This is a genomic window from Ruegeria sp. AD91A (assembly GCF_003443535.1).
GTDB lineage: Bacteria > Pseudomonadota > Alphaproteobacteria > Rhodobacterales > Rhodobacteraceae > Ruegeria.
The window spans coordinates 1,899,114-1,926,065 of record NZ_CP031946.1 but is presented as its reverse complement, the minus strand read 5'-3'; the positions used below and the strand labels follow the sequence as shown (position 1 = coordinate 1,926,065).

The 26,952-nt window shown below is 58.0% G+C and carries 30 protein-coding genes; 21 read left to right on the top strand and 9 right to left on the bottom strand.

All coding sequences use genetic code 11. From position 1 onward, the window contains the following. Nucleotides 1-32: 32 nt before the first annotated feature. On the bottom strand, nt 33-1,454 hold the full coding sequence (tldD, locus tag D1823_RS09615; RefSeq protein WP_117869708.1) for a metalloprotease TldD: 1,422 nt from the start codon (nt 1,452-1,454) through the stop codon (nt 33-35). Between the two features lie 176 nt (nt 1,455-1,630). Between tldD and coxB the strand changes: the two genes are divergently transcribed. From coxB to D1823_RS09565, 11 genes are all read left to right on the top strand, one after another. After that, the gene (coxB, locus tag D1823_RS09610; protein ID WP_117872819.1) at nt 1,631-2,542 is read left to right on the top strand and encodes a cytochrome c oxidase subunit II; all 912 of its coding nucleotides are present in this window, start codon (nt 1,631-1,633) and stop codon (nt 2,540-2,542) included. An 87-nt stretch (nt 2,543-2,629) separates the two neighbouring features. Continuing rightward, entirely contained in the window at nt 2,630-3,580 is a 951-nt protein-coding gene (gene cyoE / locus D1823_RS09605) for a heme o synthase (RefSeq protein WP_117872818.1), read from the top strand. Further along, nucleotides 3,577-3,738, top strand: coding sequence for a hypothetical protein (locus D1823_RS21895; protein ID WP_162896804.1), 162 nt, complete (start codon nt 3,577-3,579; stop codon nt 3,736-3,738). The genes cyoE and D1823_RS21895 overlap by 4 nt, the downstream gene beginning before the upstream one ends. After that, on the top strand, nt 3,738-4,313 hold the full coding sequence (locus D1823_RS09600) for a cytochrome c oxidase assembly protein (protein ID WP_117869707.1): 576 nt from the start codon (nt 3,738-3,740) through the stop codon (nt 4,311-4,313). The genes D1823_RS21895 and D1823_RS09600 overlap by 1 nt, the downstream gene beginning before the upstream one ends. Before the next feature lie 22 nt (nt 4,314-4,335). Next, nucleotides 4,336-5,151, top strand: a complete 816-nt coding sequence (locus D1823_RS09595) for a cytochrome c oxidase subunit 3 (protein WP_117869706.1) — start codon at nt 4,336-4,338, stop codon at nt 5,149-5,151. A 155-nt stretch (nt 5,152-5,306) separates the two neighbouring features. Continuing rightward, complete coding sequence (locus D1823_RS09590; RefSeq protein ID WP_117869705.1) at nt 5,307-5,984, top strand: SURF1 family protein; 678 nt, start codon at nt 5,307-5,309, stop codon at nt 5,982-5,984. Beyond that, nucleotides 5,981-7,369: a threonine synthase gene (thrC, locus tag D1823_RS09585; RefSeq protein ID WP_117869704.1), complete on the top strand. Its 1,389-nt coding sequence runs from the start codon at nt 5,981-5,983 to the stop codon at nt 7,367-7,369. The genes D1823_RS09590 and thrC overlap by 4 nt, the downstream gene beginning before the upstream one ends. Next, nucleotides 7,366-8,628, top strand: a complete 1,263-nt coding sequence (locus D1823_RS09580) for a pitrilysin family protein (protein WP_117869703.1) — start codon at nt 7,366-7,368, stop codon at nt 8,626-8,628. Before thrC ends, D1823_RS09580 begins: the two co-directional genes overlap by 4 nt. Beyond that, nucleotides 8,628-9,212 (top strand): GNAT family N-acetyltransferase, encoded by a 585-nt coding sequence (locus tag D1823_RS09575; protein ID WP_117869702.1) that lies wholly within the window; start codon nt 8,628-8,630, stop codon nt 9,210-9,212. Before D1823_RS09580 ends, D1823_RS09575 begins: the two co-directional genes overlap by 1 nt. A gap of 106 nt (nt 9,213-9,318) precedes the next feature. Continuing rightward, a complete protein-coding gene (locus tag D1823_RS09570; protein WP_117872817.1) occupies nt 9,319-10,137 on the top strand; it encodes an MBL fold metallo-hydrolase in 819 nt (272 codons plus the stop codon). 38 nt (nt 10,138-10,175) lie between these two features. Further along, nucleotides 10,176-11,591: an FAD-binding oxidoreductase gene (locus D1823_RS09565; RefSeq protein WP_117869701.1), complete on the top strand. Its 1,416-nt coding sequence runs from the start codon at nt 10,176-10,178 to the stop codon at nt 11,589-11,591. Between the two features lie 36 nt (nt 11,592-11,627). On the opposite strand, the gene D1823_RS09560 is transcribed toward D1823_RS09565, so the two are convergent. Together D1823_RS09560 and D1823_RS09555 are read right to left on the bottom strand one after the other, a co-directional pair. Further along, nucleotides 11,628-12,110, bottom strand: coding sequence for a fasciclin domain-containing protein (locus tag D1823_RS09560; protein ID WP_117869700.1), 483 nt, complete (start codon nt 12,108-12,110; stop codon nt 11,628-11,630). Nucleotides 12,111-12,280: 170 nt separating this feature from the next. Continuing rightward, on the bottom strand, nt 12,281-12,820 hold the full coding sequence (locus D1823_RS09555; RefSeq protein ID WP_117869699.1) for an adenine phosphoribosyltransferase: 540 nt from the start codon (nt 12,818-12,820) through the stop codon (nt 12,281-12,283). A gap of 442 nt (nt 12,821-13,262) precedes the next feature. On the opposite strand from D1823_RS09555, the gene D1823_RS09550 reads away from it, so the two are divergent. Continuing rightward, nucleotides 13,263-13,436, top strand: a complete 174-nt coding sequence (locus D1823_RS09550; protein ID WP_205511808.1) for a hypothetical protein — start codon at nt 13,263-13,265, stop codon at nt 13,434-13,436. Between the two features lie 7 nt (nt 13,437-13,443). Here the strand turns inward: D1823_RS09550 and D1823_RS09545 are convergent, their stop codons facing one another. After that, nucleotides 13,444-14,073: a LysE family translocator gene (locus D1823_RS09545; protein WP_117869697.1), complete on the bottom strand. Its 630-nt coding sequence runs from the start codon at nt 14,071-14,073 to the stop codon at nt 13,444-13,446. A 355-nt stretch (nt 14,074-14,428) separates the two neighbouring features. On the opposite strand from D1823_RS09545, the gene D1823_RS09540 reads away from it, so the two are divergent. Next, on the top strand, nt 14,429-15,094 hold the full coding sequence (locus D1823_RS09540) for a hypothetical protein (RefSeq protein ID WP_117869696.1): 666 nt from the start codon (nt 14,429-14,431) through the stop codon (nt 15,092-15,094). A gap of 37 nt (nt 15,095-15,131) precedes the next feature. Here D1823_RS09540 and D1823_RS09535 read toward each other — a convergent pair whose 3' ends face one another. Beyond that, nucleotides 15,132-16,004, bottom strand: coding sequence for an S-methyl-5'-thioadenosine phosphorylase (locus D1823_RS09535; protein WP_117869695.1), 873 nt, complete (start codon nt 16,002-16,004; stop codon nt 15,132-15,134). Between the two features lie 66 nt (nt 16,005-16,070). Beyond that, complete coding sequence (locus D1823_RS09530; protein WP_254683700.1) at nt 16,071-16,706, bottom strand: hypothetical protein; 636 nt, start codon at nt 16,704-16,706, stop codon at nt 16,071-16,073. 91 nt (nt 16,707-16,797) lie between these two features. On the opposite strand from D1823_RS09530, the gene D1823_RS09525 reads away from it, so the two are divergent. Then, entirely contained in the window at nt 16,798-18,432 is a 1,635-nt protein-coding gene (locus tag D1823_RS09525; RefSeq protein ID WP_117869694.1) for a SulP family inorganic anion transporter, read from the top strand. Nucleotides 18,433-18,463: 31 nt separating this feature from the next. Here D1823_RS09525 and D1823_RS09520 read toward each other — a convergent pair whose 3' ends face one another. Both D1823_RS09520 and D1823_RS09515 read right to left on the bottom strand, forming a co-directional pair. After that, on the bottom strand, nt 18,464-19,102 hold the full coding sequence (locus tag D1823_RS09520) for a CatB-related O-acetyltransferase (RefSeq protein WP_117869693.1): 639 nt from the start codon (nt 19,100-19,102) through the stop codon (nt 18,464-18,466). Further along, entirely contained in the window at nt 19,102-19,707 is a 606-nt protein-coding gene (locus tag D1823_RS09515; RefSeq protein WP_117869692.1) for a flavin reductase family protein, read from the bottom strand. Before D1823_RS09515 ends, D1823_RS09520 begins: the two co-directional genes overlap by 1 nt. Before the next feature lie 71 nt (nt 19,708-19,778). Between D1823_RS09515 and D1823_RS09510 the strand changes: the two genes are divergently transcribed. The 5 genes from D1823_RS09510 (at nt 19,779) to D1823_RS09490 (ending at nt 22,833) form a co-directional block, all read left to right on the top strand. Further along, complete coding sequence (locus D1823_RS09510) at nt 19,779-20,273, top strand: GNAT family N-acetyltransferase (RefSeq protein WP_117869691.1); 495 nt, start codon at nt 19,779-19,781, stop codon at nt 20,271-20,273. Nucleotides 20,274-20,325: 52 nt separating this feature from the next. Next, nucleotides 20,326-21,069 (top strand): EcsC family protein, encoded by a 744-nt coding sequence (locus tag D1823_RS09505; protein ID WP_117869690.1) that lies wholly within the window; start codon nt 20,326-20,328, stop codon nt 21,067-21,069. A gap of 133 nt (nt 21,070-21,202) precedes the next feature. After that, entirely contained in the window at nt 21,203-21,664 is a 462-nt protein-coding gene (locus D1823_RS09500; RefSeq protein ID WP_117869689.1) for an NUDIX hydrolase, read from the top strand. Nucleotides 21,665-21,736: 72 nt separating this feature from the next. After that, a complete protein-coding gene (locus D1823_RS09495) occupies nt 21,737-22,192 on the top strand; it encodes a DUF1178 family protein (RefSeq protein WP_117869688.1) in 456 nt (151 codons plus the stop codon). A gap of 2 nt (nt 22,193-22,194) precedes the next feature. Further along, complete coding sequence (locus tag D1823_RS09490) at nt 22,195-22,833, top strand: SDR family oxidoreductase (protein ID WP_117869687.1); 639 nt, start codon at nt 22,195-22,197, stop codon at nt 22,831-22,833. On the opposite strand, the gene D1823_RS09485 is transcribed toward D1823_RS09490, so the two are convergent. Continuing rightward, nucleotides 22,827-23,183, bottom strand: a complete 357-nt coding sequence (locus tag D1823_RS09485) for a hypothetical protein (RefSeq protein ID WP_117872815.1) — start codon at nt 23,181-23,183, stop codon at nt 22,827-22,829. The two genes, D1823_RS09490 and D1823_RS09485, sit on opposite strands and share 7 nt — an antisense overlap. Nucleotides 23,184-23,348: 165 nt before the next feature. On the opposite strand from D1823_RS09485, the gene D1823_RS09480 reads away from it, so the two are divergent. Together D1823_RS09480 and ptsP are read left to right on the top strand one after the other, a co-directional pair. Further along, nucleotides 23,349-24,587 carry an aspartate kinase gene (locus D1823_RS09480; RefSeq protein ID WP_117869686.1) on the top strand — a complete coding sequence of 413 codons (1,239 nt, stop codon included), beginning with the start codon at nt 23,349-23,351 and terminating at the stop codon, nt 24,585-24,587. A 46-nt stretch (nt 24,588-24,633) separates the two neighbouring features. Next, entirely contained in the window at nt 24,634-26,877 is a 2,244-nt protein-coding gene (gene ptsP, locus D1823_RS09475; protein ID WP_117869685.1) for a phosphoenolpyruvate--protein phosphotransferase, read from the top strand. Nucleotides 26,878-26,952 lie beyond the last annotated feature (75 nt).

Here is a 26,952-nt window from a genome sequence, read left to right as displayed (position 1 = left end):
CCCTGCGCCTCTTTCTGCATCCTAGGTTCGACTCAGGCTGCAGAGCCGCCGACGGTCAGCCCGTCCATCAGGACGGTTGGCTGGCCAACGCCTACCGGCACCCATTGCCCATCCTTGCCGCAGGTTCCCATGCCGGGGTCCAGCGCCATATCGTTGCCGAGGCCGCGGATCCGTTTCAAGGCCGAAGGGCCATCACCAATCAGCGTGGCCCCTTTGACCGGTGCACCGATTTTTCCGTTTTCGACGCGGTACGCCTCGGTGCATGAGAAAACGAACTTGCCGTTGGTAATGTCTACCTGACCTCCGCCGAAACCAACCGCCCAGATACCGTCCTTGATGTCAGCTACCAGAGCCTGCGGGTCGGCCTCGCCCCCCAGCATGATCGTATTGGTCATGCGCGGCATGGGTTTGTGCGCATAGCTTTGTCGCCGCCCGTTGCCAGTGGGCGCAACACCCATCAAGCGAGCGTTCTGGCGGTCCTGCATGTAGCCGGTCAGGATGCCGTCTTCGATCAGCACCGTGCGTGCGCTGGGCGTGCCCTCATCATCCACGCTGATCGAGCCACGACGATCAGCAATCGTACCGTCATCCACCACGGTCACACCTTTCGAGGCAATCTGCTGCCCCATCAATCCGGCAAAGGCCGAGCTGCCCTTGCGGTTGAAATCACCTTCCAGACCATGGCCTATTGCCTCGTGCAACAGGATGCCAGGCCAGCCGGGGCCAAGCGCAACTTCCATGACGCCGGCTGGCGCGGGAACGGCGTCCAGGTTGACCAGCGCAATGCGCAGCGCTTCGCGTGCCTTGGCCTGCCAGTCGGCGGGATCAATCAACCCGCTCAGGCCAACCCGACCGCCGCCACCGGCAGATCCGCTTTCGCGGCGGCCGTTCTGCTCGACAATCACCGAGACATTCACTCGGGTCATGGGGCGCACATCGCGGACCATCACACCATCCGGGCGCAGAATCTCGACCTCTTGCACAGCCGCCGCGATCGTGGCGCTGACCTGAACAACACGCGGGTCCAGATCGCGCGCGAAGGCGTCTATCTCACGCAGTGTCTCGATCTTGACCGGGAACGCGGCAGATTCAATTGGGTCTTCGTCCGTATAGAGACGCGTGTTGGTGGAGCGCGGAGCATCCGCCAAGACCCCGCCGCCATCTCCTACAGCCAGTCTTGCGGTTTCCGCCGCCCGTTTCAGGGCAGGAATGGAAACGTCAGTTGAATGCGCATATCCAGCCACTTCACCTTGTACGGCGCGCAGTCCGAACCCTTCCGACGCATCGTAAGACGCGGTGCGCAGACGTCCGTCATCGAACACGAGGGACTCGGATTTTCGTCGCTCGACAAACAGCTCTCCATCCTCGGCGCCATCCGTTGCCGAGCGCAATATGGCAAGCGCTTCATCGTGCGGAAGAGCGCTTTCAAAGGGGCGAAACTGGGCGTCGGACATGGGTTGGGACCTTTCGGGTTTGATCCAGATCAAAAATAGCGTCTGTTTGACGCAAGCATTTTGCTTTATCTACCCGACGGAATATGGTTTTTAACGCGGCCAAAGACAACGGGAGAGGTGCGACCGATTCACACCTTTTCGCCAGGGACGCAAAGATCAAACGATCAGGACAGAACATGAAGAATGCTTTGATGCTTTCAGGGTTTATGACAGCCCTCTCCAGCCTTCCAGCCATGGCTCAGGAGCTTGAGATTATTGGCAAGCCGGTTGACGGCGGTATGGGTTTTCAACCCGCGGCCACCAGCCTTGCCACAGGAATTCAGCGTCTGGACGGCATGATTCTGGTGATTATCACCGCAATCTGCCTGTTGGTAGCCGGTCTGCTGGTTTACTGCATCGTGCGCTACAACGAACGTGTTAACCCCAAGCCGGCACGGTTTTCGCACTACACCCCGGTTGAGATTGCGTGGACCCTTGGCCCCATCCTGATTCTGGTCTTCATCGGTGCGTTTTCGCTGCCGGTTCTGTTCAAACAGCAGGAAATCCCTGAAGGCGATGTCACCATCAAAGTCGTCGGCAACCAGTGGTACTGGACCTATGAATATGTCGATCACGATTTCGCGTTCGACAGCTACCTGCTGGGTCATCCCGCCACTCTGGATGAGGGCGCGCGCCCCGCTGACGCGGACGTGACCCCGTTTGTTCTGGATGACGCTATGCGCGCGAAGCTGGCAGATGCTGGTTACAGCGATGACGAATGGCTGTTGGCCACCGATACCGCCGTGGTCGTTCCGGTTGGCAAGGTTGTCGTGATGCAGGTTACCGCGTCTGACGTGATCCACTCCTGGACCATCCCGTCCTTCGGCGTGAAGCAGGATGGCGTGCCCGGACGTCTGGCAGAACTGTGGTTCGAGGCCGAGAAAGAAGGCATCTACTTTGGTCAGTGCTCGGAACTCTGCGGCAAAGACCACGCTTATATGCCGATCACCGTCAAAGTCGTCAGCCAGGAAGCTTATGACCAGTGGCTGCAAGGCGCGATCGAAGAATATGCTGGTCTGCCGCAAAACTATCAGGTTGCTTCGAACTGAGCACGCTGAGGGCGGGTTAAACCTGCCTGACACGAAATGCAGGCTGTGCGGGCTGACCGCACAGCTTTCGCCCCAAAAGGACCCGAGATGACCGACGCAAGCATCAATGCCAGCACAGCGACCGCCCACGCGGACGAGGCCAGCTTTGGCGATTACTTCGCCCTGCTCAAGCCGCGCGTGATGTCTCTGGTCGTGTTCACGGCGCTGGTCGGTCTGCTGGCGGCCCCGGTTCCGGTCCATCCCTTTGTCGGATTCTGCGCCATTCTGTTCATCGCCATAGGTGGCGGCGCATCCGGTGCGCTGAACATGTGGTGGGATGCGGATATCGACAAGGTCATGAAACGCACCAAAGGTCGCCCGATCCCCTCCGGCAAGGTGGAAGAGGGTGAGGCGATGGCCATTGGCCTGACCCTGTCGGGCCTGTCGGTGATCATGCTGGGCCTTGCGACCAACTGGTTCGCGGGAGCGTTCCTGGGCTTCACAATCTTTTTCTATGTCGCTGTCTACACGATGTGGCTGAAGCGCTCGACGCCGCAGAACATCGTAATCGGTGGTGCGGCTGGCGCTTTCCCTCCGGTGATCGGCTGGGTGGCTGCGACCGGATCCATGGCGGTTGAGCCGTGGCTGATGTTTGCCCTGACTTTCATGTGGACGCCGCCGCATTTCTGGGCACTGGCCCTGTTCATGCGCTCGGACTATGACGATGCGGGCGTGCCCATGCTGACCGTGACACACGGCCGCCATGCGACGCGTGTACATATTCTGGTCTATACGGGCTTGCTGGCGATTCTGGCGGTAGGAACGGCGTTTTCTGGCATCGGCGGTCCCATCTACCTGACCGTGGCTCTGGTGTTGAACGCGTTGTTCCTGCGCGGCGCCTGGCAAATTTCGCGTCGGACCGAGGATGACTCGGAGGCCGACAACTTCAAGGTCGAACGCAGCTTTTTCAAACTTTCGCTGCTCTACCTCTTCCTGCATTTCGGCGCTATTCTGGCCGAAGCCTTGCTGAAGCCCTATGGTTTGGGAGGATGGTCATGAGCCTGCGCAAAAGCCATGAACTGCATCAGCGACGGTTCAGCCGCAATCTGGGCGTTGGACTGACGCTGGCTGCCTTTATCGTGATCATCTTTGGCCTGACCATCGTGAAGGTGTCGGGTACTGATTTCAACATGGCCACGCAAGAGGTTCAGAACTGATGGCGCTGTCTGGTCCTCAGAAAACTGTTGCCCAAACCGTGGGTGTGGTTGTCCTGATGGGCAGTCTGGCCTGGGCATCGGTACCGTTCTACGACTGGTTCTGCCGCGTTACCGGATTTGGCGGCACCACGGGTGTTGCCGAAGCCGCCCCCGAAGAAATTCTGGACCGCACTGTCACCATACGGTTTGACGCATCCAAGGCCAAAGACATGGCTTGGGAATTCAAGCCCGTCGTCCGCGAGATGGAAGTGCGCATCGGCGAGACCGGGCTGGCCTTCTATGAGGCCTATAATCCAACGGATCGTCCGATTGCGGGGCAGGCCTCATACAATGTGGCGCCCTATTCGGCAGGCGGGTACTTTCAAAAGATTGCCTGCTTCTGCTTTGAAGAGCAGGTACTGCAACCCGGCGAACGTGTAGAGATGCCGGTAACCTTTTTTGTCGATCCTGAAATGGTCGAAGATCTTGAAGCAAAGTATGTTCATACGATCACGCTGTCGTATACATTCTACGAAATTGACCTGCCAGAGGGCTATGCCGCCCTTGAAGCGCAGGCAGAAACAAACACGAACTAACGCCTGTAGGTGAGGGACGCTGATGGCACACGCTAAAAACCATGATTATCACATTCTGGCCCCGTCGATCTGGCCTCTGATCGGAGCTGTCGGCGGCTTTGTGATGTTGTTCGGAGCAGTCCTTTGGATGCACGGCGTGACGCCGTGGATGTTCTGGGCCGGTCTGGTCGCAGTTCTCTACACCATGTTCGCATGGTGGTCCGAAGTTGTTGTCGAGAGCCGCCAGGGGGATCACACTCCTGTCGTTCGCATCGGTCTGCGTTACGGTTTCATCCTGTTCGTCATGTCCGAGGTGATGTTCTTCTTTGCCTGGTTCTGGTCGTTCTTCAAACATCGCATGTACCCGATGTACGACTATGCCGGCACCGAATACATCCAGCCGGACATCCACGCGGTTGACCCGTTCCACCTGCCTCTGATCAACACTCTGGTCCTGTTGCTGTCAGGCTGTGCAATCACCTGGGCGCACCACGCGCTGGTGCATGACAATGACCGCAAGGCGCTGATCAACGGTCTGGCCATCGGTATCGTTCTGGGCATCGCCTTTACCGGGTTGCAGGCGTTCGAGTATTATGAGCTGCTGGCCCATGAAGGCTGGAAGTTTGGCGATGATCAGTTCTATTCGAATTTCTTCATGGCGACCGGCTTCCATGGTTTCCACGTCGTTATCGGAACCATCTTCCTGTCGGTCTGCCTGATCCGGGCCCTCAAGGGCGACTTCACACCTGAAAAGCATGTCGGGTTCGAGGCGGCGGCCTGGTACTGGCACTTCGTTGACGTTGTCTGGCTGTTCCTGTTTTTCGCGGTCTACATCTGGGGACAGGCCCCGCTGATGTAAGCCGGTCAGCTGGCTCAATTGCAAAAGCCGCCCCTTGGGGCGGCTTTTTCTCTATTCCGGGCGCAAGATTGCGCCCCATACAATTGCGTGGTTGCAATTTGGCCCACACGCCCCTTAACAAGACGCCGGTTCCTGAAACGAGGTTTGACCCTGACATGCGCCGCATTCTGTTCCTGCTGATCTTCGGCCTTGCCGGTTTGGGCGCGCTGCTGTCGCTGGGCATCTGGCAACTTCAGCGTCTGGCCTGGAAGCAGGAGGTGCTGGCCGAGATCGAAAGCCGAATCTCAGCCGCACCCATCGCCTTGCCTCGGCAGGTTTCAGAGGACACTGACAAATACCGTCCGGTAACGGTTGCGGGTGAGATGGAACCGGGCGAAATCCATGTTCTTGTTTCGGTCAAACAGGTCGGGGCAGGGTATCGGATCATCCAGTCGTTCAGCACCGAGGACCGAACTATTCTGGTGGATCGGGGTTTTGTACCGACAACGGCCAAGCAGGCGCCGCGTCTGACAGGCCCGATGGAGATCACCGGCAACCTGCACTGGCCGAATGAGGTCGACAGTTACACGCCTGAACCCGATATCGATGAAAATATCTGGTTTGCCCGCGACGTGCCAAATCTGGCCGCCGCCCTGGGGACCGAACCGGTGCTGCTGATCGCGCGGTCTGAGACCGACCCGAACGTGACGCCTTTGCCGATAGATACGGCGGGAATTCCAAACGATCACCTGCAATATGCAATCACCTGGTTTGGCTTGGCTCTGGTCTGGGCTGTGATGACCGGTTATTTCCTGTGGCGCAATCGCGCCCCTTCTGAGAGAGAAGAGCAATGAAATACATCTCGACCCGTGGCCAAGCGCCAGAACTGACCTTTGAAGAGGCGATGCTGACCGGATTGGCCCGCGATGGTGGTTTGTATCTGCCCGCCGAGATCCCCGTGATGAGCCATGACGAGATCGCGGCGCTTGCTGGTCTGCCCTATGAAGAAATCGCATTCCGCGTGATGTGGCCTTATGTCAGCGGGTCCTTTGCCGAGGATGAGTTCAAGCAGATCATCGCCCGCGCCTATGAAGGCTTCGGCCACGATGCTCGCGCGCCGTTGAAGCAATTGAACGAGAACCATTTTCTGCTGGAACTGTTCCATGGGCCCACGCTGGCGTTCAAGGACTTTGCGATGCAGTTGATCGGCCAGCTGTTTCAGGTGGCACTGAAACGGCGCGCGGACCGCGTGACCATCGTCGGTGCGACCAGCGGTGACACCGGCTCGGCCGCGATCGAGGCATTCCGGGGGCTGGATTCTGTGGATGTGTTCATCCTGTTCCCGCATGGCCGCGTGTCCGAGGTGCAGCGTCGCCAGATGACGACGCCTGCGGACAGCAATGTTCATGCTCTTGCCGTGGACGGCGACTTCGACGATTGTCAGGCCGCGCTGAAGGACATGTTCAACGATTTCGACTTCCGCGACGGTGTCAAATTGGCCGGTGTGAACTCGATCAACTTCGCGCGGGTGCTGGCGCAGATCGTTTATTACTTCTCATCCGCCGTCAGCCTCGGTGCGCCGCACCGCAAGGTCAGCTTCACTGTGCCCACCGGCAATTTCGGCGACATCTTCGCGGGCTATCTGGCCAAGCGCATGGGGCTGCCCATCGACCGTCTGATTGTGGCGACCAACCAGAACGATATTCTGCATCGGTGTCTGTCGGGCGAGGGGTATTTCAAGGGCGACACGATCCCCTCGATTAGCCCGTCGATGGACATTCAGGTCAGCTCGAATTTCGAGCGCGCGTTGTATTACGCTTATGGCGAGGACGGTGGAGCCGTGGCGCAGTTGATGGATGAGCTCAAGTTCGGCGGCTTCAACGTCAGTCAGGGCGCGATGGAGGCGCTGCGCGAGAATTTCAACTCGGGCCGGGTGTCCGAGGACGAAACGCTGGCGACGATCAAGCATACACTTGCCGATAGCGCGGAACTGGTCTGCCCGCACACTGCGGTCGGGATCAAGGTCGGTGAAGACCACCGTGCCACCGGCATCCCGATGATCACCTTGGCCACTGCGCACCCCGCCAAGTTCCCAGCCGCAGTCGAGAAGGCAAGCGACGTGCATCCGCCTCTTCCATCCCGCATGTCTGATCTGTATGAACGTCCGGAACGGGTGACCCGCATCGCCAACGATCTGGGCGCCATCGAGGATCATATTAAAGGGCACATCGCCGAGTGACTGTCAGACAAGACCAACTGAAGAACGGCTTTCGTATCGTCAGTGAACACATGCCGGGGCTGCAATCTGCGGCCATCGGCATCTGGGTGACCGCCGGTGGGCGGCATGAGCGGATCGAACAGAACGGCATCGCGCATTTCCTTGAGCACATGGCGTTCAAGGGAACCGAGCGGCGATCGGCGCTGCAAATCGCCGAAGCGATCGAGGATGTGGGCGGTTACATCAACGCCTATACCTCGCGCGAGGTCACGGCCTATTACGCGCGTGTCCTGAAGGACGACGTGGCGCTGGCAATGGACGTGATCGGCGACATCGTTCTGAACCCGGTGTTTGACCCGCGCGAGATCGAGGTCGAGCGTGGTGTGATCCTGCAGGAAATTGGTCAGGCCTATGACACGCCCGACGATGTGATCTTTGACTGGTTGCAGGAGCAGAGCTATCACGACCAACCCTTGGGCCGCACCATTCTCGGCCCGACCGAGCGGGTCAGTGCGTTTTCACGAGAAGACCTCTCTGGCTTCGTAGCCGAGCATTATGGTCCCGATCAGATGATCCTGTCCGCGGCAGGCGCGGTGGATCACGATCAGCTTATGAAAATAGCCGAAGAGATGTTTGGTCATCTGCAACCACGAACCGGGCTTATCGCCGAGCTTGCGCGCTTTACCGGTGGTGAGGCACGGCAGGAGAAAGAGCTGGAGCAGGCCCATTTCGCACTTGCACTGGAAAGCCCGGGCTATCGTGACGATGCGATCTATACCGCACAGGTATACTCGACGGCTCTCGGTGGGGGCATGTCTTCGCGCTTGTTCCAGGAAGTGCGCGAGACCCGCGGGTTGTGCTATACGATATTTGCTCAAACCGGTGCTTATGCAGACACAGGGACGACCACGATCTATGCAGGTACTTCTGCCGATCAGGTTGCAGAACTGGCCACGATAACCATCGACGAGATGAAGCGCGCCGCCGACGATATGAGTGCCGAGGAAGTGGCACGTGCCCGGGCGCAGATGAAGGCCGGGATGCTGATGGGGCTTGAAAGCCCGTCGAACCGGGCCGAACGATTGGCGCGGCTTGTGCAGATCTGGGGGCGGGTGCCTCCATTGGAAGATACCGTTGGCAGGATCGACGCCGTAGGAATCGAGGATGTGCGCGCCGTCGCTGAGACAATGGCCCTGCAAGCACCGGCGGCGCTGGCGCTGTACGGTCCGGTGTCAGCCGCGCCGACACTGGCTGAATTGCAGGAGAGGCGGGCGGCGTGATGCTGTTGGGCAGACGCAAGCTGAAACTCGAGACCGCGCGGCTCAGCTTGCGCCCGCCTGTACATTCCGACTTCAACGATTGGGCCGCGTTGCGGCGGGCCTCGAAAGACTATCTGACACCATGGGAGCCGATCTGGGCCAAGGATCACCTGAGCCGCAAGTCCTTCACCAACCGTGTGTACTGGGCACAACGTTCGGTAGCGGCCGGGACGGCCATTCCGCTTTTTTTGTTTCGCCGCGAGGATGACGTGTTGGTTGGGGCCATCACGCTGGACAACATTCGGCGCGGTCCCGCGCAGGCGGGCACATTGGGGTACTGGACCGGTCAGGCCTTTGCCCGACAGGGGTATATGCGTGAAGCAATTGGCGCGATGGTTCACCATGCCTTTACCCGATTGGACCTGAGCCGGATTGAAGCCGCTTGCCTGCCGGAAAACCGGGCGTCGCGCGGATTGCTGGAAAGCTCAGCCTTCAAGTACGAGGGCGTGGCGCAGTCGTATTTGCAAATCAACGGCCGGTGGCGGACGCATGTTCTGTATGCCAGCCTGCGGTCTGACCGGCGCGGAAAAACCGACGCGGGATAGGATGGGGGCGCTGCCCCGTCGCGGCAAGCCGCGCCTCCCCCGGGATATTTGGGGCCAGATGAACAAGGGGCATGACTTGTGGGCGTTCTGCGCTACACTTCGGACTATGCGCTGGTTGATTGCGGCATTTATGGTGTTTTCGGGCGGGGCCGTTGCGCAGGAGCGTCGGCCAAGCCACTGTATTGCCATTGCTGATGCGGCACCCGGACTTGAGTATCTGCACAAGGCAGCGTGGCAGGATCCTGTGCCAGTGTTCTCGGTGCGGATTAGCTATATCGCGCATGCCTCTTTCATGATCCAGACCCGCGGCGGGCTGAATGCGGTGACTGACTTTACCGGGTTTATCGGCAGCGCAGATTTGATCCCAGACGTAGTGACGATGAACCATGCCCACGGCACGCATTGGACGGCACATCCCGATCCGGCCATTCCGCATGTTCTTCCGGGGTGGGGAGAGTTCGGGAAAGGTATCGAGCATCATCTGGATCTGGACGAGATGCTGGTACGCAATGTCTCAACCGACATCCGGTCTGTTTATGGTGGAGTCGAAGAACGCGGCAATTCGATTTTTGTGTTCGAGGTTGAGGGGTTGTGCATAGGTCATCTGGGGCATTTGCATCACGTGCCGTCGGATGAACAGTTCGCTGCGCTGGGCCGGTTGGATGTGGTCATGGCTGCTGTTGATGGCGGGACCACCATGCCTCTGCCCGAGATGATTGCGGTTCTGAAACGGCTGAAAAGTTCAGTCATCATTCCGATGCACTGGTTCTCGCAGTTCTCGCTGGATCGCTTCCTGGTGGATATCAGGGATACATTTCCGGTTGAGCGCGACGGGGTGTCGGAAATTACCGTCTCGCTGCGGGACCTTCCGGACCGCCCCACGGTTGTGGTGCTTGAGCCGCGCTATCTGATTGATCTTGAATAAGGCTTGCGGCAACCGCATCGCTTGGGCATTGAAGGCGTATGAATTTGAACCCCGCTGATGACCGTTTTGCTGCATTGATCCGTTCGAAACTGGGCGATAGGGTGATGCGCCCCGTGGAAGAACGGTACCTGGAAGAACCGCGCGGGCGGTTTGCCGGACAGATCGGTCTGCTGGCCTTGCCCCGCAACACCGAAGAGGTGGCGGTGCTGGTAGAGTTGGCTGCGCAAGCGAGGGTCCCGATCGTTCCTTATGGCGGCGGCACCGGTCTGGTTGGCGGGCAAGTGATGTCAGAGGGTCCGGCGCCATTGCTGATCTCGTTGGAACGGATGACCGCCATCCGGTCTGTCTTCCCGACCGAGAACATTCTGGTCGCCGAAGCCGGAGCCATTCTTCAAGACGTTCAGGCCGCAGCCGAGGCGTTAAACCGGTTGTTTCCTCTGTCGTTGGCGGCACAGGGATCCTGCCGGATCGGGGGCAACCTGTCGACCAATGCAGGGGGCGTCAACGTTTTGCGGTATGGCAACGCGCGCGACCTGTGCCTGGGGCTTGAGGCGGTGTTGCCCAGTGGCGAGATCTGGCACGGCCTCAGCCGGCTGCGAAAGGACAATACCGGCTATGACCTGCGCAATCTGCTGATCGGGGCCGAGGGGACGCTGGGGATCATTACTGCCGCATCGCTCAAGCTATTCCCCCGCCCGGCCGCCGTTGGGACAGCGGTGTTTCAGGTGGCTTCTCCCGAAGCGGCGATCGACCTGCTGGCTTTGGCCCGGGACAAGGTGGGTGAGGCGGTCAGCACGTTTGAGTTGATCCACCGGCAAGGGCTTGATTTTCTGGCCGAGGTTCTGCCGGATGTCCGTCAACCGTTCCGCTCGCCGCCAGAGTGGAGCGTATTGATTGAGCTGGGTCTGGCTGACAGGCAGTCACCATTTGACGCGCTGGAGGAACTCTTCGTTCGCGCTGAAGAACTCGGTCAGGTTCAGGACGGAGTAATCGCCCAAAGTGAAGCGCAGCGGGCCGATTTGTGGGCGGTGCGCGAACGCATCCCCGAAGCCAATCGTCTGATCGGGTCGGTGTCGAGCCATGATATTTCCATCCCGATTTCCAGAATTCCCGACTTCATTTGCGAAGGCAGAGAATTGATTGCGGGTCTAGGGCCTTTCCGGATCAATTGCTTTGGCCATCTTGGTGACGGCAATCTGCATTACAATGTGTTCCCGCCCAAAGGGCAGAACCGATCGGATTTTGAGGGCCAAAGAGGCGCGATCAAGCGGGCCGTACATGATCTGGTTGACGCCTTTGACGGATCGGTCAGTGCTGAACATGGGGTGGGGCGCCTCAAGACCGGCGATCTGGAACGCTATGGCGATCCGGCCAAGCTGGGCGCGATGCGGGCCATCAAAACGGCATTGGATCCGCAGGGCATCATGAACCCTGGCGCGGTTCTGAAAGGGTGAACACGGCCCGAGCGTCGGACCGTGCCCGGTTGTTTCTTACGAGGCAGGCAGGATCACCTTGTCGATCACATGGATCACGCCGTTCTTGGTTTCGATGTCGGCCTGAACCACGTTGGCGTCATTCACCATCACACCCGAATCCAGATCGATTGTGATATCGCCGCCTTGTACGGTTGCAGCCGTCATGTCATCGCTCAGATCACCTGACATCACTTTGCCCGGCACGACATGGTAGGTCAGAATGGCTACCAGCTGATCCTTGTTTTCGGGCTTCAGCAAGTTTTCGACGGTGCCTTCGGGCAAAGCCGCGAACGCGTCATCGGTGGGGGCAAACACGGTGAACGGGCCTTCGCCTTTAAGTGTGTCCACCAGTTCGGCGGCCTGAACTGCCGCGACGAGTGTTTCAAAGCTGCCAGCGGCGACGGCTGTGTCAACAATGTCCTTGCCGTGACCATCGGCGAATGCAGCAGTGCTAAACAGGATCGAGGCGACACCGGCGGCGGCGAATTTGCGGAACATGAGCTAAACTCCCTAAGTTGAAATGCTTCAAGCAGCATCACCCAGGGTACGGGGCAACCTGACCACAAGATCACTTGTATTGACCCGTTTTGCGCCTTGAACGGCGCAAAAACCGCGCTAAGCCTGCCCGGTTTTCAGTTTCCAGTCACGTTTTTGTGAAAAACTCCTGGTCAGAGTCCTTCGAATTCGCACAGGACATGCACGTCCATGCCCATCTCCTCCAGCACTTTACAGCCGCCAAGCTCGGGCAGGTCTATGATGAAGGCGCACGAGACGATTTCGCCCCCAAGCCGTTCGATCAGCTTGATACCTGCCGCTGCGGTTCCGCCCGTGGCCAGCAGATCGTCGACCACCAGAATTTTTTCACCGGGTTGGATGGCATCGTCATGGATCTCTACGATCGCCTCTCCGTATTCCAACTTGTAATCCTGGCTGATTGTTGTGCCGGGCAGTTTGCCTTTCTTGCGGATCGGGACAAAACCGACGCTCAACTGATGTGCGATCGCACCGCCCAGAATAAAGCCTCGTGCTTCAAGCCCGACCACTTTGTCGATCCGCTCACCTGCATAGGGGTGCAGCATCTGGTCAATCGCCATCCGAAACCCGCGGGGGTCGGCAAACAGGGTTGTCACATCGCGAAACATGATCCCTTCGTGAGGAAAATCGACGATGGTTCGGATATAATCTTTGACAGATTTGTTTCTGGACATGGACCAACCTTTTAGTGTCAAACAGCAATATTGTGTTTGGCCCAAGAGGATTGACCATGCAAGGAACAATTCCTTGGCAGGATTGGCGTCAATGTGAGGTTGCAACTTTGAGCAGGCTAAAAACAACCGGCGTAACCTGGGCCGTAACCACGATAGGTGCCTGACCCATTAATATTGTTGCTGCCGGCTCGACCAAATATCCCCAGCGCCCGGATTTCCGGGGGTACAGTGAGCAATCTGTTTGGGGTGCAATCCGATGGGCCTTGGCTCCGGGTGCGGTTTGATTCAATTGCGTTGATCCGGCGAAAAAACTGCCTGTACGGCATGAAGCTTCATTGCCAATTTCCAATCATTATTGTTATGTGCCTGATAACTACAACAACTATGCTATGTATACACAAAGTATCGCCTATAGCAGCAAAGCTTCATTAGGAAAATGCGCGTGGCCGGGAATGATGGCAAAGGATCGACCAAGAAAAACAGTCAGTTGGTCTTACGCCTCGACAGGGACGAACGTGACTCGTTTGTCGAGCTTTGCAAAGAACTGGACACGTCGGCCGCGCGCGAAATCCGCAGATTTATACGTGGATTCATGAAAGAACACGCCGAAGACTGATGCGGTGTCAGGCCGGTCGGCGCAGGACCGCCGTGGCCATACCCATCCCGATCAAGGTCAAACCGCCAAACCGTGTCATTGTCGTAATGACGCTGGCGCGCCCGATCAGCCGCCGCAACCTGTCTGCCAAAAGGGCGTAGGCCAACGCGTTCAACCAGGCCAGCCCGACGAATGTGGCAATCAGGATGACGAACTGAGGTCCAAGCGGTTCAGCAGGGCGTATGAACTGCGGCACAAAGGCAATGAAGAAGGCGATGGATTTCGGGTTCAGGGCAGTGACGGCGGCTGCGTGGCCGAACACGCTGCGTGCGGTGACATCCCGCCCGGTGTCGACCGTGCTCAATCCACCGGCTGGTGCGCTGCGCAACAGTTTGACACCAAGCCAGACCAGATAGGCCGCGCCCACCCATTTGAGAACAGAAAACAGCGTGGCCGAAGCCAGAACAAGCACGCCCAGTCCCAACAAGGATGCGGTCATGGCCACAAGATCGCCCACTGCAACCCCCGTGGCCGAGGCAACGGCGACACTGCGCCCTTTGGATAAGGCGTAACTCAGTACCAACAGAACGGTAGGCCCCGGAATAAGCAGCAGGGCGGTGGATGCGGCAACAAAGGCCAGCCAGAGATCGAGTTGCATCGTCAAATTCCTGATCAGATCGCCCGAGAACGAGAGAATCAGTCCCGGGGATCAAGCTGCTTGAGCCGGGAGATTGTTCTGTAAGCCAGCTCCCATTTCCCGTGAATCACAAATTTAGTCAATCGCTTATTCGTGTTATGGGGGTTTCGGGACAGAATATTCAATTTGTGCTATAATTACGCCGTTTTTTTATTGTCATTTAATAAGGAGGTTCGTCATGAAACTTGTCGTTTCAATTTTTTTGTTGAGCGTATTGCTGATGCCGACTGCCACCGCTGCCTGCCCGGACGGGTATTTCAACTGCGGCGGGTCGCTATGCTGCCCTAAACCTCAAAACTAGTTCGGAGAGCTTGGGATGTCTGTTATCAGTTTACGCAACGCTGTCATTGTTGCTGGCGCACTGGCAATCATGGGCGCTGGTAAAACGCTTGTTTTGAATGCGAATGAACTGGATTTACAATACCAGAAACTTGTAGTTCCGAAGGGTTCACTACATGCGCCTGTGCTTGGTGCGGCTTATGCCTTGGATCATTCGACCGGAAAATTTAGACCCACAAAGATCTGTAATTTGTTTGTTGGGGGGAACGAATCTGGCCCGGAAGATGTTTCCTTCACCAGCCTTAGCCTTGTGGCAATCGGCTGGAACGGTGCCATGGATGCCGTAACCGACTACGTCGGTGACAAAATCGTAAAATCCATGAAGTTCTCGGATGAGAGCGCCAAGTGGGAATTCCAAAAAAGGTTCTGGAGTGCCCACGAGGGTATGTCATTCAGAAGCACCTGCAGGTCTCTTGTTGAGGAAACCGCTGCGAACCCCAACTACTCTGTTTTTCTTGTAGAAACCATCTTCTTTGATCCGGTTTCCGACGAAAAACAGGTTATGGTTCAAATGTCTCAGACTTCGGTAGTATTTGATGGTTGCGAAGATGCATGTCCAAAACCTGTCTCGCTTCAATCCGTGCTGAAAGTCGGCTGGCTAGCTCGCTCAAAGGGCGACTGGGGCATCGTTCGCATCCATTGAGGTCATTGAGACCCTGGCCGATTATCTCAAGTCGGTCTTACAGAATTCGCCCGGCCACAGCGTCCAGCTTGGCCAGCAGCGCCGCATCGCGACTATCGGGGGCCGTAAGGATCGCATACTCCAGCGCTCGGTCGCAGCCATGCGGGCAGGGTGCGCGCTCGGAGCCCAGTAGGGCGGGCAATCCCTTGACCAGTGCGCGGCCTTTTTCGGCATTGCCGGTCAGGGTGGCGATGATCGTGGACACGTCCACCTCGCCATGGTCAGGGTGCCAGCTGTCATAGTCGGTGACCATCGCGATCGACGCATAACACAGCTCGGCCTCTCGGGCGAGTTTCGCCTCGGGCATGTTGGTCATTCCGATCACGTCACAGCCCCATTGCTCGCGATACATCCTGGATTCTGCAAGGCTGGAAAACTGAGGGCCCTCCATCGCCAGATAGGTGCCGCCCCGGTGGATTGTGATGCCGGCGGCCTTACCCGTTGTCTCGCATGCGTCCGACAGGCGTGGGCAGGTAGGATGGGCAACGCTGACATGGGCAACGCACCCAGTTCCGAAGAAGCTCTTTTCCCGCGCAAAAGTGCGATCGATGAACTGATCGACAATCACGAAGTCACCCGGTGCCATATGTTCGCGGAACGATCCGCAGGCCGAAACCGAGATCACATCCGTCACGCCCAATCGTTTCAGCGCGTCGATATTGGCGCGATAGGGTACATCTGTCGGCGAGTGCACATGGCCGCGCCCATGACGCGGCAGAAAGGCCATTTCGATACCGTCCAGCGATCCGGTCAGGATCTGGTCTGACGGCGTTCCCCATGGGGTCTCAACCTCTACCCACTCCGGGTTCTCCAGCCCATCGATGTCATAGATGCCTGATCCGCCGATGACTGCTATCCTGGTTTGGGTCACTGTCCTGCTCCGCCTGAATACCTGATGTTGAATTTGTGCGGGTTCAGCCCGGATTTGACAAGAGGCCTATTCCTGTACCGCCAACAGGTTGCGCTGTCGTGATTGCCTGGTGAAATCGGCCCAGGCTATGCCAAACGCGCCCAGAGACCAGGTCAGATCCTGTGACTGCCCGTGTCGGTCTCGGAACACGAAGCGGAACGCATCTCCGGTCAGCATGGCGTCCAGCACGTCCTTGGCGCGTTGATCTTCGAAGGTACAGCCAAGCCCGGTCAAGCATCCGGGGCGCCGGGTGCGCCATATGGTTTCTTCGCCTTGGTCGATGCGAAATCCGGATGGGGTGAAGAAAGTACCCGGCTCTATCCCGAATTCAACTTTGAAACCTTCCGGTTCCGGCGTAACGAAAACGAACTGTGCCGCGAATTTTGGCCGAAGGGAAAACACTTCTGCCCGCCGGATGTAGCACCGCTGCCGCAACGCACCGTTTTCTTCGCGCTCGTCACAGATCGAATTCCAGATGCCGAAAATCTCGTGATGCGTCACCCGCCAGTTTCCTGCCGTGTCATTGCCATTCAAATCCTGCGCGAGGGCGGGAAGGGCTGAGAAGAGAAAGAGGATGATCCAACGCATGATCTGACATGTGGTGGCTTCTTCGTGGTCCCGCAAATCAACTTGCCGCGAGCCCAAGATATGCATTATGCGCATGGCTGCATCCCGCGTAGTGCAGTAGCTCAATGCCAGCGCGCCAGCTACAACAACGCCTTCGCGCGAACATATAACCCCATAGGACTGTCTGATGCCCCGAGCCTTGCTGGCAAGCTTTGCCAATCGCCTCGCTATTCCCGATCTGCGCTGGGTGCCAGATGAGGGACTGACCTTCTCACGCCTGCGGATTGAGCTGCTGTCCGGTCTGACGGTTGCCCTTGCACTGGTGCCCGAGGCGGTGGCCTTTGCCTTTGTGGCGGGCGTGCACCCGTTGGTCGGTCTCTACGCGGCGTTTTTGGTGGGTCTGATTACGGCACTGATCGGTGGGCGACCTGGCATGATCTCGGGTGCGACCGGCGCGCTTGCGGTTGTCATGGTGGCACTGGTGGCCGAACATGGGGTCGAATACCTGTTCGCGACCGTTGTTCTTATGGGAATCCTTCAGGTCATTGCCGGGGCCATGCACTGGGGGCGTTTCATTCGTTTGGTGCCGCATCCGGTCATGCTGGGCTTTGTGAACGGTCTGGCCATCGTGATCTTTCTGGCCCAGATGGGACAGTTCAAAGTGCCCGGAACCATGGAAAACACCGGTCATGGATTGAGCGGCGGCGAATGGTTGTCCGGGATACAGCTTTACACCATGCTGGGTCTTGTCGGGCTGACCATGGCGGTGATCTGGATCATGCCGCGTATCACGCGCATCATCCCAGCGCCTCTGGCCGGTATTCTGGTTGTCGCGGCAATCGTGATCGGGTTTGGCCTTGATGTGCCGCGCGTCGGCGATCTGGCATCGATCGAAGGCGGTCTGCCTGCGTTCCATGTTCCAATGGTTCCTTTGAACTGGGAAACCTTTGAGATCATTCTGCCTTATGCGGTCATTCTGGCCGCCATTGGCCTGATCGAATCCCTGCTGACTCTGAACCTTGTGGGTGAGATCACAGGCAAGCGCGGTGGGGCATCTCAGGAATGTATCGCGCAGGGCGCGTCGAATATCGTGACCGGGTTTTTCGGCGGCATGGGCGGTTGCGCGATGATTGGCCAGTCGATGATCAACGTGAAATCCGGCGGGCGTACACGTATAGCCGGTATCGCGGCAGCGCTATTCCTGCTGACCTTCATCCTTTTCGCATCACCCCTGATCGAGCAAATTCCGCTGGCCGCGCTGGTCGGTGTGATGTTCATGGTGGTGATCGGCACCTTTGCGTGGAACTCATTCAAGATCCTGCGCAAAGTGCCAATGACCGATGCCTTCGTCATCGTTCTGGTCACCGTCGTAACGGTGATGGAGGACTTGGCCGTTGCTGTCGTGGTTGGCGTCATTGTCTCGGCCCTGGCCTATGCATGGAACAATGCCAAGCGCATTCATGCGGTCACCCGTGAATCCGAGACCGAACAAGGCGCGAAAGTGTATGAAATTCAGGGACCACTGTTCTTTGGGTCCTCTGAGGGCTTTATCGAACTGTTCGAAGTACAGAACGATCCTGAAACCGTTATCATCGATTTTGCCGAAAGCCGCGTGGTGGATCAGTCCGCCCTGCAAGCCATCGAGAATATCGCAGGAAAATACGAGGCAGCAGGCAAACGAGTCATGCTTCGCCACCTGAGCCGCGATTGTCACAAACTGCTGAACAAAGCCGGACACCTTATGGTCGACAGTGATGATGACCCGGACTACGAGTTGGCGGTAGATTACTCTGTCCGCACCGGTATTCTGGGCGGGCACTGACTTCGAAAGGCGGCCAATCAGGCCGCCTTTTTCAAGGGTCCAAGCGCTCCAGCTTATCGATATCTCCCGTCAGCAGAGCGCTTTCGGCTTCGGCGATCAGTTCGACTGGCCAGTCCCACCACTTCAAAGAAAGCAGCCGCTCGATTGTGTCGGCGTCAAACCGGTATCGCCGTGCCTCGGCAGGATTGCCAGAGACGATCGCATAAGGCGGGATGGTTCCACGCACGACTGAACCCGCGCCGATTATCGCTCCGTCACCGATATTGGCTCCGGGCAGGATCAACGCGCCATAGCCGATCCAGACATCATTGCCTATCACGGTGTCCCGGAAGTCCGGCTGGAATTCCAACATCTGTTCCGGATCGAAAACTGGAAAGGGAAAGCAGGTTATCCCATCCATCGCATGATTTGCCGAGGTTGTCACAAAGCGGACGCCGTGGGCAATTTGGCAAAACTTCCCCAAAATCAGCTTTTCGCGCGAAAACTCGAACAGATAAGGGGCCAGCCGATTGGCCCAATCCTCGGGTTCGTCAAAATCTGATGCGTAAGTGTAATCTCCCACCTGAATTCTGGGGTGGTCGATCACTCGTGACAGAAAGGCCGTTCCTTTGTGTTCCGTGCCGTCAGGCAGAGTGACAGGATATCGGCGCGAAGCGTCAGGCAGGGGCATCAGTCATCCGGTCTAGAAAGGCTGAACAACTCGGAAACGACAGAGTAATCGCGATACCCAAGCCGCGCCAAAGGTTGGAACGAGGTCACGTCGAACATGCCATCCCGAATATGATCGTCGTGCAGGTGTACACCTGTCACTTCCCCAAACACCACCCGGTTGGCTTCACCGGGTAGGGTGACGATTTGGGTCAGCTTGCATTCCAGGGCGGCTGGTACCCCTTCAATCCGTGCGCAGGGGATGGTCTCGCATTCGATGGGTGAAAGCCCGGCATGTAAAAACTCATCAACTTCTTTCGGCAATCCGGCGGAACTTGCATTCATCGCGTCCCGGTGCGCATGGGCCACGACATTCACGCAAAACACACCCGTGGCCTCGATATTGGCGATGCTGTCCTTGCCCACGCTTTGATCCTGTTTGGTGCCGGTCGAGGCAAACATGACCTGCGGGGGCGTATAGGCAACGCCGTTGAAGAAGGAATAGGGTGCCAGATTGTTGATCCCATCCGCATCCCGGGTCGAGATCCAGCCAATCGGGCGCGGCGTGATAATGGCATTGAACGGGTTGTGCGGAAGGCCGTGGCCGTCTTCGGGGCGATAGAACATCTGAACTCCAAGCGTTTGCCCAAGGCGTAGCGAAGTGCTAGGGCGATTTCCAGCAAGTAAAAGAGGGCAGGGTGCAGCAATTCGGGATCAGGCCAGAAGAGCCGGACGACTGGTGGGAGGTCGAAGCCCTTTATGACCTGTGTTTTGCACCGGGTCGTGAGGCCTTGTCGTCGTACCGGTTGCGCGATGACGTGCCGCCGGTTGCGGACCTGTCTCTGGTCGCGCGTGACGGTCAGGGGATTCTGGCCGGTGCGATCCGGTTCTGGCCGGTTCATGTCGGCGATCACGACGCACTGCTGTTGGGGCCGGTTGCCGTGCATCCCACCCACCAAGGTGAGGGACTGGGCGGATTCCTGATACATGAAGGGGTCGAAGCGGGGCGGACCCGCGGGTGGCAACGGGTCATGCTGGTAGGGGATGAGCCCTATTACAGTCGGTTCGGGTTCACCCGATTACAAGGGGTCGAGATGCCTCCGCCCACAAATCCTGACCGGGTTTTGGGGCTGGAATTGTTGCCCGGTGCCTGGTCCGGCATTGAGGGGGCAGTGACACGTTGGAGCCTGTGACCTATTGAAACCATGCTGCGTAACGCCGATGTTTATAGACAGGAGGGCGGGAATGCAGAACGTAGTTCTAGTCGAAAACGTGGATACCGAGGCCGAACTGGATCGTTTGGCGGATCACTACCGATCTGCCGGAGGCGTTGGTGTCAAGTTGTTGAACAAACTGGGCGGCTCGGCCGAGTCATTGCTGGAACAGTTGCCGGAACCTGTGCGAAATGGCCTGACCGGCGCAACCGAGCAGGCGTTATGGCTGGCGATGCATGCGGCTCAGGGGTCACGGCGCGCTGTTCCCGATCAGCAGCCTTGGGTGAATACTGCCGTCACCACGGCCATGGGTGCGGCCGGGGGGCTGGGCGGTGTTTCCACAGCCCTGATGGAACTGCCTGCAACAACCGCGATGCTTCTGCGCGCCATTCAGGGGGCTGCGGCACGCGAGGGGTTCGATCCTTCTGCTGAAAACGTAAAGTTCGATTGTGTTCGCGTATTGTCGGCGGCAGGACCATTGTCGCATGATGATGGGGCAGATCTGGGTTTTTTCTCGGTTCGACTGACCCTGACCGGGCCGGCCATGCAACGTCTTATTGCCGCCGTTGCGCCGCGCTTTTCGATTGTGCTGGGGCAAAAACTGGCAGCCCAGTCCGTTCCTGTGCTGGGCGCATTGGCCGGTGGTGGTACGAACTACGTCTACACGCGCTATTACCAACAGATCGCGCGCGTGCATTTCGGTTTGCGCCGGCTGGCAATTGACGCTGATATTCCCCATGACGCTCTGGTGCGGCGGCTCTCTGCCAGAATGTAGGCGATCCCTTGGTCGACCTGACTGCCTTGGCGAACGACACATCATGTGGTATGTTTGCAGATGTCAGCCGCTAGATAGGTAAGCGTAAGATTTTTCGGTTGGCTGACGTTTGACCAAAAGGGTGCGTCGCTCAATGAAAGCACGATTGCTGCTTCATGACTTTCCCAAAGCTGCAAAGCAGCCTGTTTTGCGGCAATCTTCGGCTTTGTGTTTCCGGATCAAGCGCGGTCGTCCCAAGGTCCTGTTGGTCACGACACGCAAGTCACGGCGATGGATCGTTCCCAAAGGGTGGCTTATCTCCGGCCTGAGCCCACAGGAAACCGCCTTGCAAGAGGCGTGGGAAGAGGCGGGCGTGTCTGGCGGGTGCAACGGAACGCGATTGGGGCAGTTCCTGCATCTCAAGCACCATTCGAACCGGTCTCCAACCTTGTGTCTTGTGGATGTTTTTTCAGTGCATGTGCGGGTTTTGTCGCCAGACTACCCGGAAAAGAGCGAGCGCAAGCGCAAATGGTTTTCGCCGAAAAAAGCGGCGCAAAAGGTTGATTCCCGTGAACTTGCTGAATTGTTGCGCGACTTTAAGCCGTACACACATTAAAGTAGCATCTGGTAGGCTTGATATTGTCACCTTGATCGGTATCTATTTGCCAATCGATTTTTTGGACTGAACATGATTCAATACGCGTTGAAATGCAGCGAAGGCCACACTTTCGACAGTTGGTTCCAATCCGCCGAAGCCTATGACAAGCTGGCCTCTGTGGATATGGTCACCTGCGCGGTTTGCGGGTGCACGCAGGTCGAGAAGGCGATCATGACGCCTCGCGTCCGCCCAGCGCGGAAAGCTCTGAAAAAAAACGAAATCCGGCCTGCCACAGAAGAAAAGATCGACGTGGCCACCCCATCGCCTGAGAACGAGAAGGTTTTGGCCGAGATGCGCCGCCATGTCGAAGAGAACTCGGATTATGTGGGGAAAGACTTCGCCAGAGAGGCGCGCAAGATCCACCTTGGCGAAGCTCCGGACCGCGCCATTTACGGAGAAGCCAAGCTGGATGAGGCGAAATCGCTGATCGAAGATGGCGTGCCGGTGGCCCCGCTGCCGTTTGTCCCCAGCAGAAAGACTAATTGATCATGCACATCGTGATTACCGGCGCCAATCGCGGCATCGGGCAAGCGCTGGCACAGCGTTACGTCAGTCGGGGGGAGAAAGTCACCGGAACGGCGCGCGACGGCGGCATGCAGGTTCGTCTTGATGTGTCCGATCCCGTGCAACAATCGGCCATGGCGGAACAGTTGAAAGGTCAGCCTATCGACCTGCTGATCTGCAACGCCGGAGTGTATTTGGACAAAGGGCACTCGATCAATGATTATCCGGCTGACATGTGGGCGCAAAGCTTTGCGGTAAATGTCACGGGTGTCTTTCTGACGATACAGGCCCTGTTGCCCAACCTGCGCGCGGCGGGGGGCAAGGTCGCGATCCTTTCGTCGAAAATGGCGTCGCACACCCTCGCGCCGGGTGGCAGTTATATATACCGCGCGTCCAAAGCGGCGGTTTTGAACCTTGGGCGGAATCTGGCAATGGATCTCAAAGATGACGGGGTTGCCGTTGGTATCTATCACCCGGGCTGGGTTCAGACAGATATGGGCGGTGCTGCGGCTGATATCGATGTGGATCAGGCCGTATCCGGCCTGATTGAACGATTTGATGTCTTGTCGCTAGGCACCACGGGGTGTTTTGAAACCTATGACGGTCAACCGCACGCTTATTGAGAGGTCAAAGCGGCTTTGGGGATTTCAAAGACCTCACCGGGTTCAATGTAGACCACCATCAAATCGCCGCGCGTTTCATGTGAGATTTTCGAGGTCGAGTTGCTGGAGTCCGGCACACCATCCTTGAAGTAGATATTACGCACATGTCCGCCACCCAGGGCCACCGCTACGGTTATGCTGCCGTCGTCATGGCGGCGCAGCTCGGCGTTGCAGCTTTGCATGGGATCACCGGCATTTGCGGCGCAGGGAATTTTACCCAGCGCGTTCTTGCCGTCCGTCCCGGCGACACTCGCGACCTGGGCCAGTGCAGGCGATGAAAGTAAGGCAAAGGCAAGGGCTAGGCGAAACATGAAGAACCTCTTGAATTGGTTGTTCTTCATAGGCTGACACCGTGCCGGTGCAATGTAAAGCGGCCCTGCGCCGCAGGGGTGACCCCTTTGCGCCCTTGCCCTTGCGGTGCCCCTCGCTTATGAGGCACGGAACTTATAATCCAAGGCGCGGAGACTTTTGCCCCCATGCCCGTACTCGTAATGAAATTCGGCGGCACATCAGTCGCCAATCTGGACCGTATCCGCCGCGCTGCCAAGCGTATCGGCGTTGAAGTTGCCAAGGGCTATGACGTGATCGTCATCGTCTCGGCCATGTCGGGCAAAACCAACGAGCTTGTGGGCTGGGTGAACGAGACATCACCTCTGTTCGATGCGCGCGAATACGATGCCGTCGTGTCCTCAGGTGAGAACGTGACCGCCGGCCTGATGGCCCTGACCTTGCAGGAAATGGACATCCCTGCGCGCAGCTGGCAGGGCTGGCAGGTGCCGCTGCTGACCACCAGTGCGCACAGTCAGGCGCGGATCGAGGAAATCCCGACCGAGAACCTGAACCAGAAATTCGGCGAAGGTATGCGCGTGGCCGTGGTTGCCGGGTTCCAGGGCATCAGCCCGGAAGGCCGGATTACCACGCTGGGCAGGGGTGGGTCGGACACCACAGCCGTTGCCTTTGCGGCAGCCTTCGGTGCTGAGCGCTGTGACATCTACACAGACGTTGATGGCGTCTATACCACCGACCCGCGCATCTGTGAAAAAGCACGCAAGCTGGACCGCATCTCATTTGAGGAAATGCTTGAACTGGCGTCGCTTGGTGCCAAGGTGCTGCAGACCCGCTCGGTTGAACTGGCGATGCGGTACAAGGTGAAACTGCGCGTTCTGTCAAGCTTTGAAGAACAATCCGATGAGGCCGGCACGCTGGTCTGCGACGAGGAGGATATCATGGAATCCAATGTTGTGGCCGGTGTGGCCTATTCCCGCGACGAAGCCAAGATGACTGTTGTTTCCGTGGCCGACCGGCCGGGCATCGCCACGACCATCTTCTCGGCCCTCAGCGAAGAGGGCGTGAATGTCGATATGATCGTCCAGAACATTTCGGACGAGGGCCGCACGGACATGACGTTCTCTTGCCCCACCGATCAGGTGGCCCGTGCCGAAAAAGCGCTGCTGGCGATCAAGGAAAAGGGCGAGTTGAACTATGCAGAGCTGGTGGCAGACACCGATGTCTGCAAAGTCTCGGTTGTGGGAATCGGGATGCGCTCGCAATCGGGTGTTGCGGCCAAGATGTTCAAGGTGCTCTCGGATGAGGGGATCAACATCAAGGTCATTACAACCTCCGAGATCAAAATTTCCGTACTTGTGGATCGGAAATACATGGAACTTGCCGTTCAGGCGCTGCATGATGCCTTTGAACTGGACAAGGCGGCCTGAGCTGATCGGCCAAAGGTTTCGCCTGACACATTAAATCGGTTGGGCCATGTCAGACGGCACGGAAACAGAATCCCGCAAGCTGCTGCGTCGGCTACGCGAAGAAATGGCAAGCGAAGCCGCCGGTCAGGAACGTCTTGACCGGATCACGCACCTGATTGCTGATAGTATCAGGGCCGAGGTGTGCTCGATCTACCTGTTCCGCGATGAAGACACGCTCGAGCTTTGCGCGACCGAAGGCCTGTCGCCCGAAGCGGTCCACAAAACCCGGATGCGCATGGGCGAAGGTCTTGTCGGGCGGGTTGCCAAGTTCGGCAAGGTTGTCAACACCGCCAACGCGCCGTCGGCCAAGGGCTTCCGCTATATGCCGGAAACCGGCGAGGAACGATATTCCTCCTTCCTGGGCGTGCCGGTTCAGCGCCTAGGGGAAAAGCTAGGTGTTCTGGTTGTCCAGTCCCGCGAGGCGCGCGAGTTCACCGCTGACGAGATTTATGCGCTTGAAGTGGTGGCCATGGTGTTGGCCGAAATGGCCGAATTGGGTGCCTTTGTCGGCGAGGGCGCGGCCTTGTCGCCACTGCACCAGCAATCCGTTCTGTTGCGCGGTGGTCCGGCGCAGGAAGGTTCCGCCGAAGGGCATGTCTGGCTGCACGAACCGCGCGTGGTTGTAACCAATCCAATTGCCGAAGACCCGCACCGGGAACGCGAACGTCTGGTCGGCGCAGTAGAAGAACTGCGCGTCGGTGTCGACAAGATGCTCGAGATTTCTCAGGGCGGCGATAAGGAACAGCTGAAGGTGCTGGAAGCTTATCGTATGTTCGCCAATTCCAAAGGCTGGATGCGGCGGATGGAGGAAGACATTGCCCTGGGTCTCAGCGCCGAGGCCGCGGTGGAGAAAGAACAATCCCAGGCCCGTGCGCGCATGGGGCAGGTCACCGATCCCTATCTGCGTGAACGGCTGGCGGATCTGGACGATCTCAGCAACCGGCTGCTGCGCATTCTGACAGGGCAGGGCAAGACCGACAGTGCCGATCTGCCACCCGATCCGATCCTGGTCGCGCGCAATATCGGCCCCGGCGACCTGCTGGAATACGGGCGGGCGCTGAAAGGGATCGTGCTTGAAGAAGGGTCTGTTGGCAGCCATGCCACCATCGTTGCAAGAGCGCTGGCGATTCCTTTGGTCGTGCATGTGGGCCGGATCACCACCGAGGCACTGAACGGAGATCACATTCTGGTCGATGGTGACCAGGGTGTTGTGCATCTGCGCCCGGAAGACAGCGTGGTCAGTGCCTTCCGAGACAAGATCGCGATGCAGGCCAAGGCGCAGGAACGTTATGCTTCGATCCGCGAAACTCCCTGCGTGACGCGGGACGGATCGCGGATAAACCTGGTGATGAATGCGGGTCTGATGGCCGACCTGCCGTCGCTTGGCACCTCGGGCGCCGAGGGTGTTGGCCTCTTCCGAACGGAACTGCAGTTTCTGATCCGAAACCAGATGCCGAAACGGTCTGAACTGGTCAGCCAGTATCAGCGCGTTCTGGACGCGGCGGCGGACAAGAGGGTCGTGTTCCGCACACTCGATATCGGGTCTGATAAGGTTCTGCCTTATATGAAGCACGTGGCGGAACCAAACCCGGCGCTGGGCTGGCGCGCTATTCGGGTTGGTCTGGATAAGCGCGGCGTCATGCGGATGCAGTTGCAGGCCCTGCTGCGGGCGGCCAATGGCCGGCCGCTGACCATCATGTTCCCCTTTGTCGCACAGGCCGAGGAATATCGCGAAGCCCGCTGGGAAGTGAACAAAACCATCGAGCGGGAAAAGCGACTGGGCCATGTCTTGCCCGAAACGCTTGAAGTGGGCGCGATGCTGGAAACCCCGTCGCTGGCCTTTGCGCCGCAGAAGTTCTTTGACGAGGTGGATTTCATTTCGATTGGCGGGAACGATCTCAAGCAGTTCTTCTTTGCCGCTGACCGTGAGAACGAACTGGTCCGCCGTCGCTATGACACACTGAATGTCAGCTTCCTGAGCCTGATGGAACGTATCGTGGAACGCTGCGATATCTCGGATACCCCGCTCAGCTTCTGTGGCGAAGATGCGGGTCGCCCGGTTGAGGCGTTGTGCCTTGCGGCAATGGGGATACGGACGCTGTCGATGCGCCCTGCCTCAATCGGTCCGGTCAAAAGCCTTCTTTTGCGGTGTAACCTGACGGAAGTTCGCAAAATCATCGCTGATGCACGCCATCGCGGCGACCAATCCGTGCGTCCTGCGGTGATGGATTGGCTGCGCAATCAGACTTAATGCGCAAAACGAGCCGGTTTTGTCAAACTATGCTTGATTTTTTATGGGCGACTTTCTAATAGACAAGCAATGTTA